At 68.8% G+C, this 14,855-nt stretch carries 14 protein-coding genes and 1 pseudogene; 6 read left to right on the top strand and 9 right to left on the bottom strand.

The genetic code is table 11. The annotated features are described in order from the left end of the window. Nucleotides 1-50: 50 nt before the first annotated feature. The 4 genes and pseudogenes from AC3WVS_RS04975 (at nucleotide 51) to AC3WVS_RS04960 (ending at nucleotide 3,441) form a co-directional block, all read left to right on the top strand. A complete protein-coding gene (locus AC3WVS_RS04975) occupies nucleotides 51-746 on the top strand; it encodes a TerC family protein (RefSeq protein WP_058698367.1) in 696 nt (231 codons plus the stop codon). A gap of 319 nt (nucleotides 747-1,065) precedes the next feature. Next, a pseudogene (locus AC3WVS_RS04970) lies at nucleotides 1,066-1,210 on the top strand (prepilin-type N-terminal cleavage/methylation domain-containing protein); the annotation flags it as partial. 23 nt (nucleotides 1,211-1,233) lie between these two features. Further along, nucleotides 1,234-1,530 carry a pilin gene (locus tag AC3WVS_RS04965; protein ID WP_492317689.1) on the top strand — a complete coding sequence of 99 codons (297 nt, stop codon included), beginning with the start codon at nucleotides 1,234-1,236 and terminating at the stop codon, nucleotides 1,528-1,530. Nucleotides 1,531-1,641: 111 nt separating this feature from the next. Next, nucleotides 1,642-3,441, top strand: coding sequence for a PglL family O-oligosaccharyltransferase (locus AC3WVS_RS04960; RefSeq protein ID WP_492317642.1), 1,800 nt, complete (start codon nucleotides 1,642-1,644; stop codon nucleotides 3,439-3,441). Nucleotide 3,442: 1 nt separating this feature from the next. Here the strand turns inward: AC3WVS_RS04960 and AC3WVS_RS04955 are convergent, their stop codons facing one another. The 3 genes from AC3WVS_RS04955 to moaC form a co-directional block, all read right to left on the bottom strand. Next, entirely contained in the window at nucleotides 3,443-3,958 is a 516-nt protein-coding gene (locus tag AC3WVS_RS04955) for a hypothetical protein (protein ID WP_492317641.1), read from the bottom strand. A gap of 14 nt (nucleotides 3,959-3,972) precedes the next feature. Next, complete coding sequence (locus AC3WVS_RS04950) at nucleotides 3,973-4,407, bottom strand: hypothetical protein (protein ID WP_492317640.1); 435 nt, start codon at nucleotides 4,405-4,407, stop codon at nucleotides 3,973-3,975. A 229-nt stretch (nucleotides 4,408-4,636) separates the two neighbouring features. Further along, nucleotides 4,637-5,116: a cyclic pyranopterin monophosphate synthase MoaC gene (moaC, locus tag AC3WVS_RS04945; protein WP_035816150.1), complete on the bottom strand. Its 480-nt coding sequence runs from the start codon at nucleotides 5,114-5,116 to the stop codon at nucleotides 4,637-4,639. Nucleotides 5,117-5,213: 97 nt separating this feature from the next. Here moaC and AC3WVS_RS04940 point away from each other — a divergent pair, with 97 nt between their 5' ends. Then, on the top strand, nucleotides 5,214-7,049 hold the full coding sequence (locus tag AC3WVS_RS04940; RefSeq protein ID WP_492317639.1) for a beta-barrel assembly-enhancing protease: 1,836 nt from the start codon (nucleotides 5,214-5,216) through the stop codon (nucleotides 7,047-7,049). Nucleotides 7,050-7,058: 9 nt separating this feature from the next. Here the strand turns inward: AC3WVS_RS04940 and AC3WVS_RS04935 are convergent, their stop codons facing one another. The 6 genes from AC3WVS_RS04935 to AC3WVS_RS04910 form a co-directional block, all read right to left on the bottom strand. Then, entirely contained in the window at nucleotides 7,059-7,649 is a 591-nt protein-coding gene (locus AC3WVS_RS04935) for a DUF2946 family protein (RefSeq protein ID WP_492317638.1), read from the bottom strand. A 41-nt stretch (nucleotides 7,650-7,690) separates the two neighbouring features. After that, nucleotides 7,691-8,785, bottom strand: coding sequence for a YheT family hydrolase (locus tag AC3WVS_RS04930; RefSeq protein WP_037025088.1), 1,095 nt, complete (start codon nucleotides 8,783-8,785; stop codon nucleotides 7,691-7,693). Nucleotides 8,786-8,831: 46 nt separating this feature from the next. Then, a complete protein-coding gene (locus AC3WVS_RS04925) occupies nucleotides 8,832-9,272 on the bottom strand; it encodes a YybH family protein (protein ID WP_010812207.1) in 441 nt (146 codons plus the stop codon). A 31-nt stretch (nucleotides 9,273-9,303) separates the two neighbouring features. Then, nucleotides 9,304-10,326, bottom strand: a complete 1,023-nt coding sequence (waaF, locus tag AC3WVS_RS04920; protein ID WP_010812206.1) for a lipopolysaccharide heptosyltransferase II — start codon at nucleotides 10,324-10,326, stop codon at nucleotides 9,304-9,306. Between the two features lie 118 nt (nucleotides 10,327-10,444). Then, nucleotides 10,445-10,639 (bottom strand): zinc-finger domain-containing protein, encoded by a 195-nt coding sequence (locus AC3WVS_RS04915; protein ID WP_010812205.1) that lies wholly within the window; start codon nucleotides 10,637-10,639, stop codon nucleotides 10,445-10,447. Between the two features lie 97 nt (nucleotides 10,640-10,736). Then, a complete protein-coding gene (locus AC3WVS_RS04910) occupies nucleotides 10,737-11,657 on the bottom strand; it encodes a branched-chain amino acid transaminase (protein ID WP_010812204.1) in 921 nt (306 codons plus the stop codon). A gap of 172 nt (nucleotides 11,658-11,829) precedes the next feature. On the opposite strand from AC3WVS_RS04910, the gene AC3WVS_RS04905 reads away from it, so the two are divergent. Then, entirely contained in the window at nucleotides 11,830-14,844 is a 3,015-nt protein-coding gene (locus tag AC3WVS_RS04905; RefSeq protein ID WP_492317637.1) for an SNF2-related protein, read from the top strand. Nucleotides 14,845-14,855 lie beyond the last annotated feature (11 nt).

Genomic DNA, 14,855 nt, shown 5'->3' with positions numbered 1-14,855 from the left:
ATCCCGTCAGATGACGGGTGTGCCACCTATAAAATTCGAGGAGCCCTCCCGTGGAACTGCTGTCTTCCACCACATTCTGGATTGCGTTGGGATCGATCATCCTGACCAATATCGTCCTGTCCGGCGACAACGCGGTGGTGATCGCGCTCGCCTCGCGTAACCTGCCGCCCGCCCAGCAGAAGAAAGCCATCTTCTGGGGCAGCGCCGCCGCCATCATCATGCGCGTGGTGCTGACCGTGGCCGCGGTCAAGCTGCTGAGCCTGCCGTACCTGAAGATCGTCGGCGCCGTGCTGCTGGTCTACATCGGCGTGCAACTGCTGACCGGCGATGACGACGAGGAAGGCCACGACGGCAAGGACAATATCTGGGCCGCGATCCGCACCATCCTGATCGCGGACCTGGTGATGTCGCTCGACAACGTGGTGGCCGTGGCCGCCGCCGCGCAGAAGGGCCCCGAGGGCAGCCAGCTGATGCTGCTGATCATCGGTCTGGGCCTGTCGATCCCGCTGATCGTGTTCGGCAGCACGCTACTGCTCAAGGTGATGGAACGCTTCCCGGTCATCATCGTGCTGGGCGCCGCGCTGCTGGGCTACCTGGCCGGTGAAATGCTGGTTAGCGACCCGGTCGACGCCGCCTGGTTCGAAGTCCACGTGCCGCATGCCCACCTGGTATTCGGCGCCGCCGGCGCGATCCTGGTGGTGATCATGGGCAAGCTGCTGAGCCGCCGGTCGGCGCAGGCCGCCTGACGAGGTTCCGCCCAGGCGAGAAGGGCGGCCAGCGGGCCGCCCTTTTTCATTGGCGCGCCGGCAAGGCGGTCGTCGGTGCCTTGGCCAACTAACTCATGTGAGTGATCGCACATTTTGTCGCTTCGCGCGGTGGTAGGCGGGCGCAAGTGACAAATTTTGGCGCATACGGCATGCATCCCCCTGACGGGTGACGAAATTTGTCGGTTTTTACCCCCTGCGGATGGGGGATGCCGCTGGCACGCTTACTGCTCAATGGTCCCCGCGTCACGAAACCGAAGACGTGCAACGCTCAACCAAAATCTCTTCGAGGGGTCAAATCATGCAACGGGTACAACAACTGAAGAAACTGGGCCGTCGGGTTCAGAAGGGCTTTACGCTGATTGAACTGATGATCGTGGTGGCGATCATTGGTATTTTGGCGGCAATTGCAATTCCCGCATACCAGGATTACGTTGCAAAGAGCAAGGCTGCAGCGGCTTATGCAGATATTGCGGGTGGTAAGACCAACTATGAACTCGGGGTAGTCAATAGCACGGCGCTGGCTGTTCCTGGCGACATTGGACTCGGGGTTTCGTCGGGTAACTGCACCACCATTGCGATTAATGCGCCCATTGCCGATGGTTCGACACCGGCTGCGAACCCCGCAATTCAGTGCACGATCTCTTCCCCGGGTCGGATCGGTGCCGCTCCTACTATTCAGCTCGTTCGGACTGCTACTGGCCTGTACAACTGCACGACTACAGGCTTCGGCGCTGCGGCGTACAAGCCGACCGGTTGCTCCTGATGGTTACAGGGCCAAGCGCCTTGTGATATTGCTTTGGGAAGCGCCTTCGGGCGCTTTTTCTTCGCCTGTACCACGGCTATCATGCGCCTTTCCCTTTAACCAGGCGCCCAAATGCCCCTGTCCAAGTTCTTCCTTTCGTCGGCTTCCCTTGGCACAGCTATAGTTTGCGCGCTGCTGGTCTCCCGCCACACCCTGCCACTGGCCACCTTCTATGGCGAATGGACAGCCGCGCTCTGTGCCGCGGCAGTGCTGGCGATTTATGCTGTTCGCTGTTCTGCTACCTCCCCCTCTATACGACTGCCTTGGGTGCTTCTGCTTTGCCTCTGGCTAGTCGCTGTAAGCCTGGTGCAGGATGCATTCGGGTATGCTGACACCACTGGCAGCCGCCTGATCACCATCCTCACACTGCTCCTCGGCGCAGTGGTGGCCTGTGCGGCCTGGTCGTGCCGAAACACGCGAGATTCAGGGACATTGTATATCGGCGATGCCCTCGCCACGGCCTTCCTCATCGCCGGCCTGCTGGGCACCCTCACGCAATGGGTGCAACTCTTCCACCTCGAACCCCGCGCCTTCGGCCTCGTCTCCACCTACTTCTACGACAACAACCGCCGCCTCTGGGGCAACCTGAACCAACCCAACCACCAGGCCACCGTCGAAGGCCTGGCGTTGGTGGCGTCAGTATGGCTGGCCTCGCGGGGCCGCTTGCGTTTCCCGATGTGGCTCGCGGCGGTGGCCTTGCTGGAGGGCGGCATTGTGCTGTCCGGTTCGCGAACCGGCGTGCTGCATGTTGGCCTGGCTGCGGTCTATGCACTGGTCGCGGCATGGCTGGCGCGAGGCGCTCGACGTGACTCGGATCCAATGCAGCGACCAGTCGGTCTGCTCGTCGCAGCAGTAGCGATGGTGGCAATGCTACTGATCCTGCAACCCGCAATCCGCGCCGCAGGGCAAGCCTTCGACTGGCGCCTGTTCGACACCATCGCCCAACTCGAAGCCGAAGACCAGATGTCCGCACGCAGCGCACTGTGGACCCACGCGCTGGCAATGTTCCGCTCCCACCCCTGGTTCGGCGTCGGCTGGGGCGAGTTCGGCTGGGCGCAATTCCAGCAGTTGCAGCAAGTCGGCGTGAAGGTGGAGATGTCCCTGCACGCCCACAACGCCATCCTCGACCTGCTGGCGAAGACGGGCATCGTCGGCACCGCCGGCGTAGGCCTGATCCTGCTGGCGTGGCTATGGCGCGTGATTCGCGTTCGCCTGTGGCACGGCGATGGCGAAGAGCGCAAGCAGACCGTGCTGGTTCTTACCTGGCTGGCGATGCTGTGCGCGCATTCGATGCTCGAATACCCGCTGCATTACCTCTATTTTTTCCTGCCGTTCTGCTTCATGCTCGGTTGGCTGGAGCCGTCGGGCTTCGGGCGTTGGCGCGTGCCGATGCCAGTGGCACGTGGACTGGCGATCGCGTTTGTCGTGGTAGCCGCGATCGTGCTGGCCACCATGTGGCAAGACTACCGCCGCGCCGAAGCGCGCGAATACGCCAGCAGCGAAGGCCGCAGCGCCTTGCCGATGCCGCGCTTCTGGTTCCGCCAGCACGCGCAGGCCGATGCTGCCGGCCTGGCCACGATTACGCCGGCCAATGCGGCCGAGTTGTTGCCCGCCCACATCGCGGCCGTCCACCTGCTGCCTACGCCGACCATGATCGCGCGCACCGCATGGCTGCTGGCGCTGACCGGCGATCCTGCGCAAGGCCGCCAGTGGATGGAACGGCTGCGCTGGTACTACCTTGGCGATGAAGTTGCGCAATACGCCGAGATTGCGAAGGCATGCCGCGATCTGGCAGCAGACCAACGCCCGCAGGGATTCTGCGCATGGGTCGGCGACCGTTCGCGTCGGTACTCCGAATGGCCCCGGGACTGACCTAGTAGTACGGGTACGGGCTGTAGTAGACCGGCGGCGGAGGCGGCGGATAGTAGTAGTACCGAGGTGCCGGCGGCGCAGCGGCCACGCGTCCGGGGGCCGGCACGCGGTTGCCGCTGGCGTACATGCACTGAACGTAGGCGGCATCGTATTGCTGTTGCGTGCCGTAACCCGCGTACTGGGCATTGCCAGCGCCGACCGCCGCGCCAGTCAGCAGGCCGACGCCTGCACCCACCGCCGCACCCGAGCCGCCATTAAAGGCCGCGCCCGCGGCTGCGCCGAGGGCGGTGCCGACCACGGCGCTGCCGACGGCGGCATTGTTGGCGGCCTGCGCGGACGAGACACCGCCCACCCGCCCGAAGGCGAACTGGCGGCAGTTGTAGTCGTCGACGCGGAACTGGTCGAAGCTCTTGCCGGTGCCCGGCAGCACCATCACGCTGGGGCCGGCAGGCATCACGGCGCAGGCGCCGAGGGTCAGGGTGGCCACGGCCAGCGTGGCGCGGGTCAGGGCATGCATGGTGTCACCCCGCATCAGGAGTTGGCCGGCGGCTGTGCCGGTATGCGTTGCCAGCCGCCGGGGCAGGACTGCACATAGGGGTAGTAGCCTTCGGGCTGGTTGCAGTGGTACCACCAGCCCTGCTGCGGCGCTACGCCCTCCGGGCCGGGGACCGGCACGGGGCCGTTCGGACCCTGTTCGATATACTGCGGCGGCGCCGCGGGTGCGGTGACCACGGCGGGCGGGTAGTAGTACGGGGCGGGGTAGCCATACGGGTAGCCGCCGTAGAACACGCCAGGCCCGAAATAGAGGCCCACGCCGACGCTTGTGCGCGTCTTGATGAAGCCGCCGCGTGCGTCGCTATCGTGTAAAGCGGCATCGTGGAGATCGGCCCGCCCGGCGAGGGCGGCGCCGCTTGCGGCCGTGGCCGCCAGTGCCAGGGCGATCTGGCAGAGCATGCGCCCGTTCATGGTATCCACCTCATCCCCGCGCGCACCGCATGGCACGCCACGGACAGGGTCAGCAGGCCCCAACCAGCGCGGGGCCTGCAATCATATTGAATACCAAATTGTCCCGCGCCGGCGCCACGGCGGCCCGGCTGGAAATGCGGCGTTACCTTTATTACCGGGGAACGACCCTGGCGTAAGACATCGTGACACAGCCCATCGCGGCGCGTGTTGCAGGCGTCACGTGCGGAGGTCAGCCGGCCGCGACCCAATCCCCCGACTTGCCGCCGTGCTTCTCCAGCAGCTTCACGTTGCCGATCACCATGCCACGGTCCACCGCCTTGCACATGTCGTAGATCGTCAGCAGCGCCACCTGCACCCCGGTCAGTGCTTCCATCTCCACGCCGGTCTGGCCGCGGGTTTCGGTGCGCACGGTGCAGGCGACGGTGGCGGTGGCCTCGTCCAGCGCGAACTCGACCGCCACCTTGGTCAGGCCGATCGGGTGGCATAGCGGGATCAGGTCGGCGGTGCGCTTGGTGGCCATGATCGCTGCCACGCGGGCGATGCCGATCACGTCGCCTTTCTTGGCGCTGCCGTCGCGCACCAGCGCGAAGGTGGCGGGCTGCATGGTGATGGTGCCGGTGGCCACGGCGACGCGGTGGGTGCTGGCCTTGTCGCCGACGTCGACCATGTGGGCCTGTCCGGCGGTATCGAAATGGGTGAGCTGGGTCATGATCGAGAGCTTCAGTGCGAACTGCGTGCTGGTGGCCGCCGGCGTCCCTGGGAAGCATCCGATGGGAACGGCCACGGGAGGCCGCTATCATAGCAACATGCCAAAACACCCATCGCTTCGCAGGTCTGCCGCACGCGGCCCCGGCGCCGTGGCGGACGCTGTTCCCGCCGGCTCTGCGTCACATCGCGCAGGCGCCGGCCATTGCCGCGCTGGCGGCGCATGGACGCCATGGCGGCGGCCGCTGGCGGCGCTGCTGGCGCTGACGTTGGCGGCGCCGGCCTGGCCCCAGGGTACGCCGCGCACGGCCACGGCGCCAGCCACGCCGGTAGCGGCCGTGCCTGCCAGGCCCCCACAGCCGGTGCCCGCCATCTCGGGCGAGGCCAGCGACCAGGTCTATGACAACCTGAACCGCAGCGTGAAGGCGGGCCAGAAGTCCGAGTTCGGCCTGCGCACCAACAACGCGGTGGTGGAGGCCGGCGGCGTGCAACTGCCGGACCTGGGCGACCCGTCCACGGCGTCGCTGTCGCCCGACATGGAAAAGCGCCTGGGCGACCGCATCATGCGCGATATCCGCCGCGACCCGCTGTACGTGCCGGATCCGCTGCTGTCCGATTACCTGAATGCGCTGGGCTACCGGCTGGTGCAGGCGGCGCGGCGCCAGAATATCTCCGGCTCGACCGGTGCGGGCACCTTTGCCACCGGCTTTGACCTGTTCGCGGTGCGTGACCGCAGCATCAACGCGTTTGCGCTGCCGGGCGGCTATATCGGCGTGCATACCGGGCTGCTGGTGCAGTCCGATACGGAATCGGAACTGGCCTCGGTGCTGGGCCATGAAATCGGCCACGTGATGCAGCGGCATATCGCGCGCGGCATCACCTCGCAGGACCAGTCGATGTGGATCGCGCTGGCCTCGATGGTGCTGGCGGGCCTGGCCGCCACGCGCAGCCCGGACGCCGCGGCGGCGCTGGCCATGGGCGGGCAGGGCGCGGCCATCGCCAACCAGCTGTCGTTCTCGCGCGGGGCCGAGCGCGAGGCCGACCGGGTCGGCTTCCAGATCCTGACCGCGGCGGGGTTTGACCCGCAGGGCATGCCCGACTTCTTCATGCGGCTGCAGCGCGCATCGGGGACCGCGGAAAACTCGGTCCCGTCTTATGTGCGGACTCACCCGCTGACCTCCGAGCGGATTGCCGACATGCAGGACCGCGTCAGCCATGCCAGCAAGCGCAAGGTCGCCAACACGCCTGAATACGAGTTTGCGCGGATGCGGGCCCGCGTGATCCAGGAATCTTCGCCCAGCGACCTGCAGAACCTGCGCGCGGCGCTGCGCACGCAACTGCCGGGAGCAACGGCACTGCGCGCTCCGGCGCTGCACTACGGCCTTGCCTTTACCGAGCAGCGGCTGGGCCGCTACCCGGCCGCCGAGCAGGAGCTGGCCGAGGCGCGCCGACTCTACGGCAATATCCCCGGCGCCACCTCGGGCAGCCCCATGCTGGACGTGATGGCGGTGGAACTGGCGCGCGCGCAGGGCCGCGTGCCCGAGGCACTGTCCCAGGCCAGCGCGTCGATGAAGGCGTTCCCGCTGTCGCATGCGGTGGCGATTGCCTATGCCGACACCCTGGTCGGCTCAGGCCGCTATGAAGAGGCCGTGCGCTTCCTGCGCGAACGCACGCGCCAGGAAACCAGCCGCGGCGAATGGTGGGAGCTGCTGGCGCGCGCCTACGCGGGCCAGGGCAAGCGCTTGCAGCAGCACCAGGCGCTGGCCGAGAAGTATGCGATGGACGGCGCCTACCAGGCCGCGATCGAGCAACTGCAGATCGCGCGCAAGGCCGGCGATGGCGACTTCTACACGCTGTCCGAGGTCGATGCGCGCCTGCACCAGCTGGAGCGCCAGTACCGCGAGGACAAGCAGGACAGCAAGGGCATGCCTAACTGAGGCAGGCGTTCAGCCAGCCGGCGGCGCCGGCTGGCGCACGAAGCCAAAGCGCCTGGGCACCTCGCTCTCGGCAATCGGCTCGATCGGGATGTCGCGGCCATCATGGTGAAATACGCCCAGGTCAGTGCCGCAGGCTTCGCCATGCCAGGTGCTGGCGCCGCTGAACAGTTCCAGGTCGTGGTCGTGCAGCAGGGCGGCCTGCTGTGCCGGCGGGCTGCCTTGCGCCATGCCCTCGACCGTGCCGGCCAGCACCACGTTGCCGTGCTCGTCGGCGTAGCAGGCCTGCAGCGTGAAGGCCTGCTGCGTGGTCGTGCGCAACGCGCCTTCATGCAGCCGCACGACCCACGGCGCATAGCCCAGTGATACGAACACCCGCTGCGGGCCGTTCTGGAAGTACCAGGCGCCGCGCTCGTCGCACAGGTAGTTGCGTTCGATAAAGCCGATCAGCGCTTCATGGCGGATGGGGTCGCCCGACAGCCCGTGCTGCTGGGCGTACTCATTGCGCAGGCGCCACTGGCCGCGGCGGTCCAGTGCCAGCCAGCCGTAGGCGTTGGGCACGTTGGGCCAGCGTGCCATGGCTTGCCTGACGATCTCGTCCATGTCTGTCTCCTCGGCGGGCCGTGGGGGGGACTGCGCCCGCCTCACATCATGCCGTCAAAAAATCTCAGGATCCGTGCCGGCAACCATTCGATGTCGCCGCTGAAGCGCCCGTCGGGCAGCAGGGGCAGGTGCCGGCGCCAGCCCTCGGGCGGGGTCATGAAGCCGACATGGCCGCCGTGCTCGGGCTGTTCCAGCCATACCTGGGGGCTGGCGTCGGCCGGGCCGGGCAGGTGCCGGGCCGGCAGGAAGGGATCGTTGCGCGCATTGAGCACCAGCGTGGGCACGGCGATGTCGCGCAGCACGGGTTTGCTGGCGGCGCGGCGCCAGTAGTCGTCGGTATCGACAAAGCCGTGCAGCGGCGCGGTGACGACGTTGTCGAAGGCGTACAGGTCGCGGCTGGCCAGCATCGTGTCGCGGTCGAACAGCCCCGGGAACTGCCCCAGCTTGGCCAGCGACTTGCGCTTGAGCGTCTGCAGGAACATGCGCGTGTAGACCAGGTTGAAGCCGGCTGATAGCGCCGCGCCGCCGGCAGCCAGGTCCAGCGGCGCGGAGATCGCCGCGGCCGCATGCACGTGGCCGGCGCTGGTGCCGTCCTCGCCCAGGAAGCGCAGCAGTGCGTTGCCGCCCAGCGAGATCCCCACCACCAGCAGCTTGCGCCCGTTGGCGCAATGGCGCTGGCGCATGCGCTCCAGCACCCAGCGGATCTCGGCCGAATCGCCCGAATGGTAGAAGCGCGGCGCCAGGTTGAGCTCGCCCGAGCAGCCGCGGAAATGCGGGACCACGCCCTGCCAGCCGCGCAGGGACAGCGCATGCATCAGCGCCTGCGCGTAGTGGCTGCCGGAATCGCCCTCCAGGCCGTGGAACATCACCACCAGCGGCGTGTCCGGGCGCACCGGGTGGGTGGTCCAGTCGAGGTCGATGAAGTCCTGGTCGGGGGTATCCCAGCGCTCGCGGCGGAAGCTCACGCGCGGTGGGCGGCGCGTGAAGCGCGCGGGGATGATGGTCTGGGCATGGCCGCCGCGCAGCCACCAGGGCATCGGCACGCCTTCGCCGTAGCCATGGCCGGGCGCCGTGGCGGGATCAGCCTGGGCGGCGTGGACGGCCTGGGGAAGGCGGTGGTGCGGAAGCTGCGTCATGCCGGCGTGGTGTTGCAGCAGGCCGCGGCGCGGCGGCCATGCGGGTTCAGTGCAGCGCCTGCCCCGGCGCGGCGGCCACGGCGGCAACCTGCACCGCGTTGGCCGGGCTGCAGTGGATATGCGCCAGGCGCCAGCCTTCGTGGTTCTGCATCAGCACATAGGTGGTGTGCACGTACAGGTCGGCCTCGACGCGGTCGCCGCCGAAGCGCAGCGCCTCGGTCACGTCGAAGATCGACACGGCCATCGACGCATGGCTGCTGGTCTCGATTGCATCAACCAGCACCGGCTGTTCTTCCAGCAGTTGCAGGAAGGCCTGGCGCAGCTGTTCGTGGCCGATCAGGCGCTGGCCGTCGGGCAGCACGCAGGTGATCGAGTCTTCGTCCAGCCACAGGCGCAGCGCGCCGTCTGCGTCGCGCAGCTTCAGCGCTTCGCGAAAGGCTTCGACGATGTCTTCGGCGGAATCGAACAGGCGGGCAAAGCGAGGCATGGTGGCAGTAGAAGTGGCGAGGGCAGTGAGGTCAGGGCCGGTGCAGCAGCTTGCGCAGCTCGACGAACACCATTTCAGGTTCGATCTCTTTCAGGCAGCGCAGGTGGCCCAGCGGGCACTCGCGCTTGAAGCAGGGACTGCACTCCAGCTGCAGCCACATGATACTCGCTGCCTGTGACAACGGCGGCGTGTGGCGCGGGTCGCTCGAGCCGAACACCGCCACCTGGGGCCGGTTCAGCGCCGCGGTGACGTGCATCAGGCCGGAGTCGTTGCAGACCGCGGCTTCGGACAGCGCCAGCAGGTCCACGGCATCATCCAGCGAGGTCTGGCCGCAAAGGTTGCGCACGAACGGGGCCTCGCTGACGATCTCGGCGGCGATCTCGGCGTCCTTGGCCGAGCCCAGCGTGATCATCTGCGCATACGGGTAGGAACGCCGCAGCATCTGCGCGAGCCTGGCGAAATGCCCGGCCGGCCAGCGCTTGGCCGGGCCGAACTCGGCTCCCGGGCAGAACGCGATCACGCGCGTGTGCGGGGCGATGCCAAAGCGCTCGGCGGTGGCCGCCATGCGCGTCGGGTCGACGCGCAGGCGCGGCTCGGGCAGGTCTTCGGGCAGGCGCGCGCCGGGCTTGAGCGCCAGGCGGGCGTAGTGCTCCACCATCGGCGGGCGCTTGTCGCGCGGCGGGTTGGCGTGGCGCACGTTGAGCAGGCCGAAGCGGGCTTCGCCGCGGTAGCCGATGCGCAGCGGGATGCCGGCCAGCCAGGGGACCAGTGCCGACTTGAGCGAGTTCGGCAGCACGTAGGCGAGGTCGTAGCCTTCGTTCTTGAGCTGCTGCGCGAACATCAGCCGTGCCGACAGCTGCAGCTTGCCGTGCGCGAGGTCGGACGGGAACACGCGGCCGATCTCCGGCATGCGCGCGAGCACGGGCGCGACCCACTTGGGCGCGAGTGCGTCGATGACCAGGCGCGGATGGCGCGCCTTGAGCAGCGCAAAGAGCGGCTGCGCCATCAGGGCGTCGCCGATCCAGTTGGGGGCGATGACGAGGGCTTTCTTCATGGGCGGGGCGCTTGGAGCCGGCACGGGTGCGTCGGCGCGGACGCCGGCAATGCCGACGCTCCGGGGCGCCTGCAAGCGGCCCGGAGCGTCGGGATCGTGCGCATGCGGGCGGCTCGGGTCAGTGGTGGCCCTTCAGCACGGTGCCCGGCTTGAGCTTGTAGACGGTGCCGCAGTAGGGGCACTTGGCTTCGCCGGTGTCTGCCACGTCGAGGAACACGCGCGGATGGTAGTTCCATGCCGGGGTGTTGGCGGTCGGGCAATGCAGCGGAATGTCTTCAGCGCCGATTTCGATGATGGTGGCGGTTTGCGTCATGGTGTTGCAGGGAGTGATGCTTATTGTTCGATGAAAACAGCGGGTGTGCCGCGCCCGGCAGTGCCGGGCGCGCGCAACAGGGGCTGGCAGCCGGTGCTCAGACCAGCGTCAGCCACTTCTTGTACTTTTCGTTGGTGCCGCCCACGGCGGCAAAGAACGCGTCCTGGATCTGCTTGGTCACCGGGCCGCGGCGGCCTTCGCCGATGACGCGGTCGTCCAGTTCGCGGATCGGCGTCACTTCGGCGGCGGTGCCGGTGAAGAAGGCCTCGTCGGCGCAATACATCTCGTCGCGGGTAATGCGCTTTTCACGCACCTCGATGCCCAGGTCGCGCGCGATGGTCAGGGTGGCGTCGCGGGTGATGCCGTCCAGGCACGAGGCCAGGTCCGGCGTGTAGATCACGCCGTTGCGCACGATAAACACGTTCTCGCCCGAGCCTTCGCTGACATAGCCCTCGGTGTCGAGCAGCAGCGCTTCGTCGTAGCCCAGGCCGGTGGCTTCCTGGTTGGCCAGGATCGAGTTGATGTAGTAGCCGCTCGCCTTGGCGCGCACCAGCGACACGTTGACGTGGTGGCGCGTGAACGACGAGGTCTTCACGCGGATGCCGCGCTCCATGCCTTCCTCGCCCAGGTAGGCGCCCCACGGCCAGGCCGCGATTGCCACGTGGATGGTGTTGCCCTTGGCCGAGACGCCCAGTTTCTCGTCGCCGACCCACACGATCGGGCGGATGTAGCAGGATTCCAGCTTGTTGGCGCGCACCACTTCGCGCTGCGCCGCTTCCAGGGTGGCCTCGTCGAAGGGCATGACCATCTGGAAGATCTTGGCCGAATTGAACAGGCGGCGGGTGTGCTCCTTCAGGCGGAAGATGGCGGTGCCTTCGGGGGTCTTGTAGGCGCGTACGCCCTCGAACACGCCCATGCCATAGTGCAGCGTATGCGTCAGCACGTGGATCTTGGCGTCGCGCCATTCGATCAGCTTGCCGTCCATCCAAATCTTGCCGTCGCGATCCGCCATCGACATGTCTGTTCTCCCTGCGCCGTGGAAATAGCAAAAACGACATTGTAAGCCCGGGGGACATGGGTCACAACGCGGCGCGGGCGCCGCTGCGGTCTAGAATCCTCTTTTTCGGGCATTCTTGCCCTGTTCCGCGCATCGTGCCGCCGCGCTGGCGGCCTTGATTCCCACACTCGCCGTGCCTTTGACCCCACATCCCGGACCCGATGTCCCGCCTGACAGGGCTTCCGACCCCGGCGGCGCGTCCGCGCCGCAGCCCGGCTGGCAGCAGGCGCTGGAGGCGCTGCGCGCGCTCGCCGGCAGCGAGCCTGCCGCCGGGGCCGAAGGCGGCAGGCGCCTGCTGTGGGCGCTGACGCTGGATGCCGACGGCGCGCCCGGCACGATCGAGCCGCTCGAGCAGGTGCGCGGCGCGCGCGGCTGGGGCAAGCCCAGGCCAGTGCCGCTGGCGCGCGTGGCCGAGGACGACCGGCTGGAGCCGTGGGACGCCCGCGTGGCCCGCGCCATCCGCCGCGACCAGTCGCACAACCGGCGCTACGTGCTCGACCGCGCCGCCGCGGCGATGGCGCTGGTGGGGCACCCCGGCGTGGTGCTGGCGCATGCGCCGTCGCAGACGCTGGAGGTGGTGGAGGACGCGCCCGCGCTGGAAGCGGTGCGCAGCGCCGGCCGCTACGTGCTGCGCATGTTCCCGCCGGTGCGCGAGGCGCCGGCGATGGAAGCCTTGCTGCCGGCCGCCGCGCGCCAGGAGGCCGAGGCGCTGCGCCAGCTCACGGTGGTGCGCGACGGCCCGCACCGGCTGCGGCTGATCCGCTTTACGCCGGCGCAGTTCGAGGCTGCCCGGCTGATCGGCGATGGCCTGGCGATCCCTGAGGACGGCCACGCCCAGCTCGACCAGACCTTGCGCGCGCTGGCCGGCCAGTTCCAGGTCCAGGCCGACCAGGCGGGCGGATCGCGCGCGGTGGAGGCTGACGCGCGCCTGCGCGCCGAGGTGGCACCGTTGGGCGGGCTGGCGGGGCGCGGCATTTCGCTGCGGCTGGTGGTGACGCCGCTGGGGCCGCTCGGCCCGCGGCTCGCGCCCGGCGCCGGGCGCGAGCGCCTGATGGCCGCGGTGCGCGGCGAGACCCTGGCCACGCAACGCGACCTGGATGCCGAGCTGGCCAGCGTGGCCGAGGTCTTCGCGGCATTGCCGCAGCTGGTGGCGCTGGCGCCGCCGGGCGGCGAATACACCTGGATGCTGGACGATCCGGAGGACGCGCTCGCGGTGGTCGAGGCGCTGCCCGGCCTGCCCGCAGTGCAGGCCGTGGAATGGCCGCGCGGCAAGGAACTGCGGGTGCTGCCGGCCGACCTGCCGCAGCTGGGCGTGCACATCGAGAGCCGCGGCGCATGGTACCGGCTGGCCGGCGAGCTGCGCGTGGCCGAGGGGCTGGTGCTGGAGCTGGGCAAGCTGATCGACTGGACCGGCAGCCACGCCGGGCGCTTCGTGCCGATGGGGCAGGGCGTCTACGTGGCGCTGACGCGCACGCTGCGCGGCCGGCTGCGCGACCTCGCCGGCGTCGGTGAGCATGTGCCCGACGGCATTCGCGTCCCGCAGATGGCGACGCCGTGGCTGGATGACGTGCTGGCCGGCGCCGGCGTCGATCCCGATGCGCATTTCCGCCAGCGCATCGCCCGGCTGCGCGCCGCGCGCGAGGCTGACATCGCGCTGCCTGCCACGCTGGCGGCTGAGCTGCGGCCCTACCAGGAGGCCGGCTACCGCTGGGCCATGACGCTGGCGGCCTCGGGCCTGGGCGCCTGCCTGGCCGACGACATGGGCCTGGGCAAGACCCTGCAGGCGCTGGCGGTGCTGGTGGCGCGCGCCGGCGGCGGCGCCGCGCTGGTGATCGCGCCGACTTCGGTGTGCGGCAACTGGGCAGCCGAGGCGCGGCGCTTTGCGCCCACGCTCAACGTCCATGTCTATGCCGAGGGCGATCGCGAGACGCTGCTGGCGCAGGCCGGGCCGCATGACCTGGTGATCGTCTCGTACACGCTGCTGCAGCAGGCCAGCAAGGCGTTCTGCGCGCGCGCATGGCATACCGTGGTCGCGGACGAGGCGCAGGCCTTCAAGAACGCGGTCACGCGGCGGGCGCAGGCCATGTTCGCGCTGCCGTCGGGCTTCCGCATGGCGCTGACCGGCACGCCGGTGGAGAACCGGCTGGCCGAGCTGTGGTCGGTGATGCGGTTCTGCAATCCGGGTTTGCTGGGCTCGCTGGCCCGCTTCAACGAACACTTTGCCAACCCGATCGAGCGCGGCGGCATGCGCGAGGCGCGCCAGCGGCTGCGCCGCATGATCGCGCCGTTCGTGCTGCACCGGACCAAGGCGCAGGTGCTGGACGAACTGCCGCCGCGCACGGAGCTGGTGATCCGGGTCGAGCCCGAGCCGGTCGAAGCCGCGCACTACGAGGCCCTGCGCCGCCAGGCCCAGACCGAGGCCGAGGCCGCACTGGCGCGCGTGGAAGCGGCACGCAAGGCCACCAAAGGCGCGCCTGCCGGGGCCCGAGCGCGCGCCCTGGCGCAGGCCCAGCACCAGGCCCAGGCGCGCATCCACGTGCTGGCGCAGCTGATGCGGCTGCGGCGCGCCGCGTGCGATCCGCGCCTGGTCACGCCGGAACTCAGCGGCCAGCTGCCCGAAGGCGCCAAGGTGCGCGCCTTTGTCGAGCTGGCCAGCGAGCTTGCCGCGAGCGGCCACAAGACCCTGGTGTTCAGCCAGTTTGTCGATTTCCTGCAGTTGCTGCGCCAGGGGCTGGAGCGCGCCGGGCTGGCGCTGCAGTACCTGGACGGCGCCACCCCCGCGGCCGAGCGCACCCGCCGCGTGGCCGCCTTCCAGGCGGGCGAGGGCGATGTCTTCCTGATCAGCCTGAAGGCCGGCGGCTTCGGCCTGAACCTGACCGCGGCCGACTACGTGATCATTGCCGACCCCTGGTGGAACCCCGCCGCCGAAGACCAGGCCATGGGCCGCGCGCACCGCATCGGCCAGCAGCGTCCGGTGACGGTGTACCGGCTGATCAATGCCGGCACCATCGAAGAGCGCATCGTCGACCTGCACCGCGACAAGCGCGCGCTGGCCGACGGGCTGCTGGAGGCGGACGAAGAAGGCGCTGCCGGCACCGGCGCGCCCTTGCCGGAGATCGACGAACTGGTAGGCCTGCTGCGGCGCTGAGCGGCCATATG

The organism is Cupriavidus sp. CPT47-8839-RL05A (genome assembly GCF_058792255.1).
This window is presented reverse-complemented; position numbering and strand designations above follow the sequence as displayed.

What these genes read in the sequence shown, in the direction of transcription:
- AC3WVS_RS04960 (WP_492317642.1), top strand. Translation starts at nt 1,642, where the DNA reads ATGCCCCTGTCCAAGTTCTTCCTTTCGTCGGCTTCCCTTGGCACAGCT.
- AC3WVS_RS04955 (WP_492317641.1), bottom strand. Translation starts at nt 3,958, where the DNA reads ATGCATGCCCTGACCCGCGCCACGCTGGCCGTGGCCACCCTGACCCTC.
- AC3WVS_RS04950 (WP_492317640.1), bottom strand. Translation starts at nt 4,407, where the DNA reads ATGAACGGGCGCATGCTCTGCCAGATCGCCCTGGCACTGGCGGCCACG.
- moaC (WP_035816150.1), bottom strand. Translation starts at nt 5,116, where the DNA reads ATGACCCAGCTCACCCATTTCGATACCGCCGGACAGGCCCACATGGTC.
- AC3WVS_RS04940 (WP_492317639.1), top strand. Translation starts at nt 5,214, where the DNA reads ATGCCAAAACACCCATCGCTTCGCAGGTCTGCCGCACGCGGCCCCGGC.
- AC3WVS_RS04935 (WP_492317638.1), bottom strand. Translation starts at nt 7,649, where the DNA reads ATGGACGAGATCGTCAGGCAAGCCATGGCACGCTGGCCCAACGTGCCC.
- AC3WVS_RS04930 (WP_037025088.1), bottom strand. Translation starts at nt 8,785, where the DNA reads ATGACGCAGCTTCCGCACCACCGCCTTCCCCAGGCCGTCCACGCCGCC.
- AC3WVS_RS04925 (WP_010812207.1), bottom strand. Translation starts at nt 9,272, where the DNA reads ATGCCTCGCTTTGCCCGCCTGTTCGATTCCGCCGAAGACATCGTCGAA.
- waaF (WP_010812206.1), bottom strand. Translation starts at nt 10,326, where the DNA reads ATGAAGAAAGCCCTCGTCATCGCCCCCAACTGGATCGGCGACGCCCTG.
- AC3WVS_RS04915 (WP_010812205.1), bottom strand. Translation starts at nt 10,639, where the DNA reads ATGACGCAAACCGCCACCATCATCGAAATCGGCGCTGAAGACATTCCG.
- AC3WVS_RS04910 (WP_010812204.1), bottom strand. Translation starts at nt 11,657, where the DNA reads ATGTCGATGGCGGATCGCGACGGCAAGATTTGGATGGACGGCAAGCTG.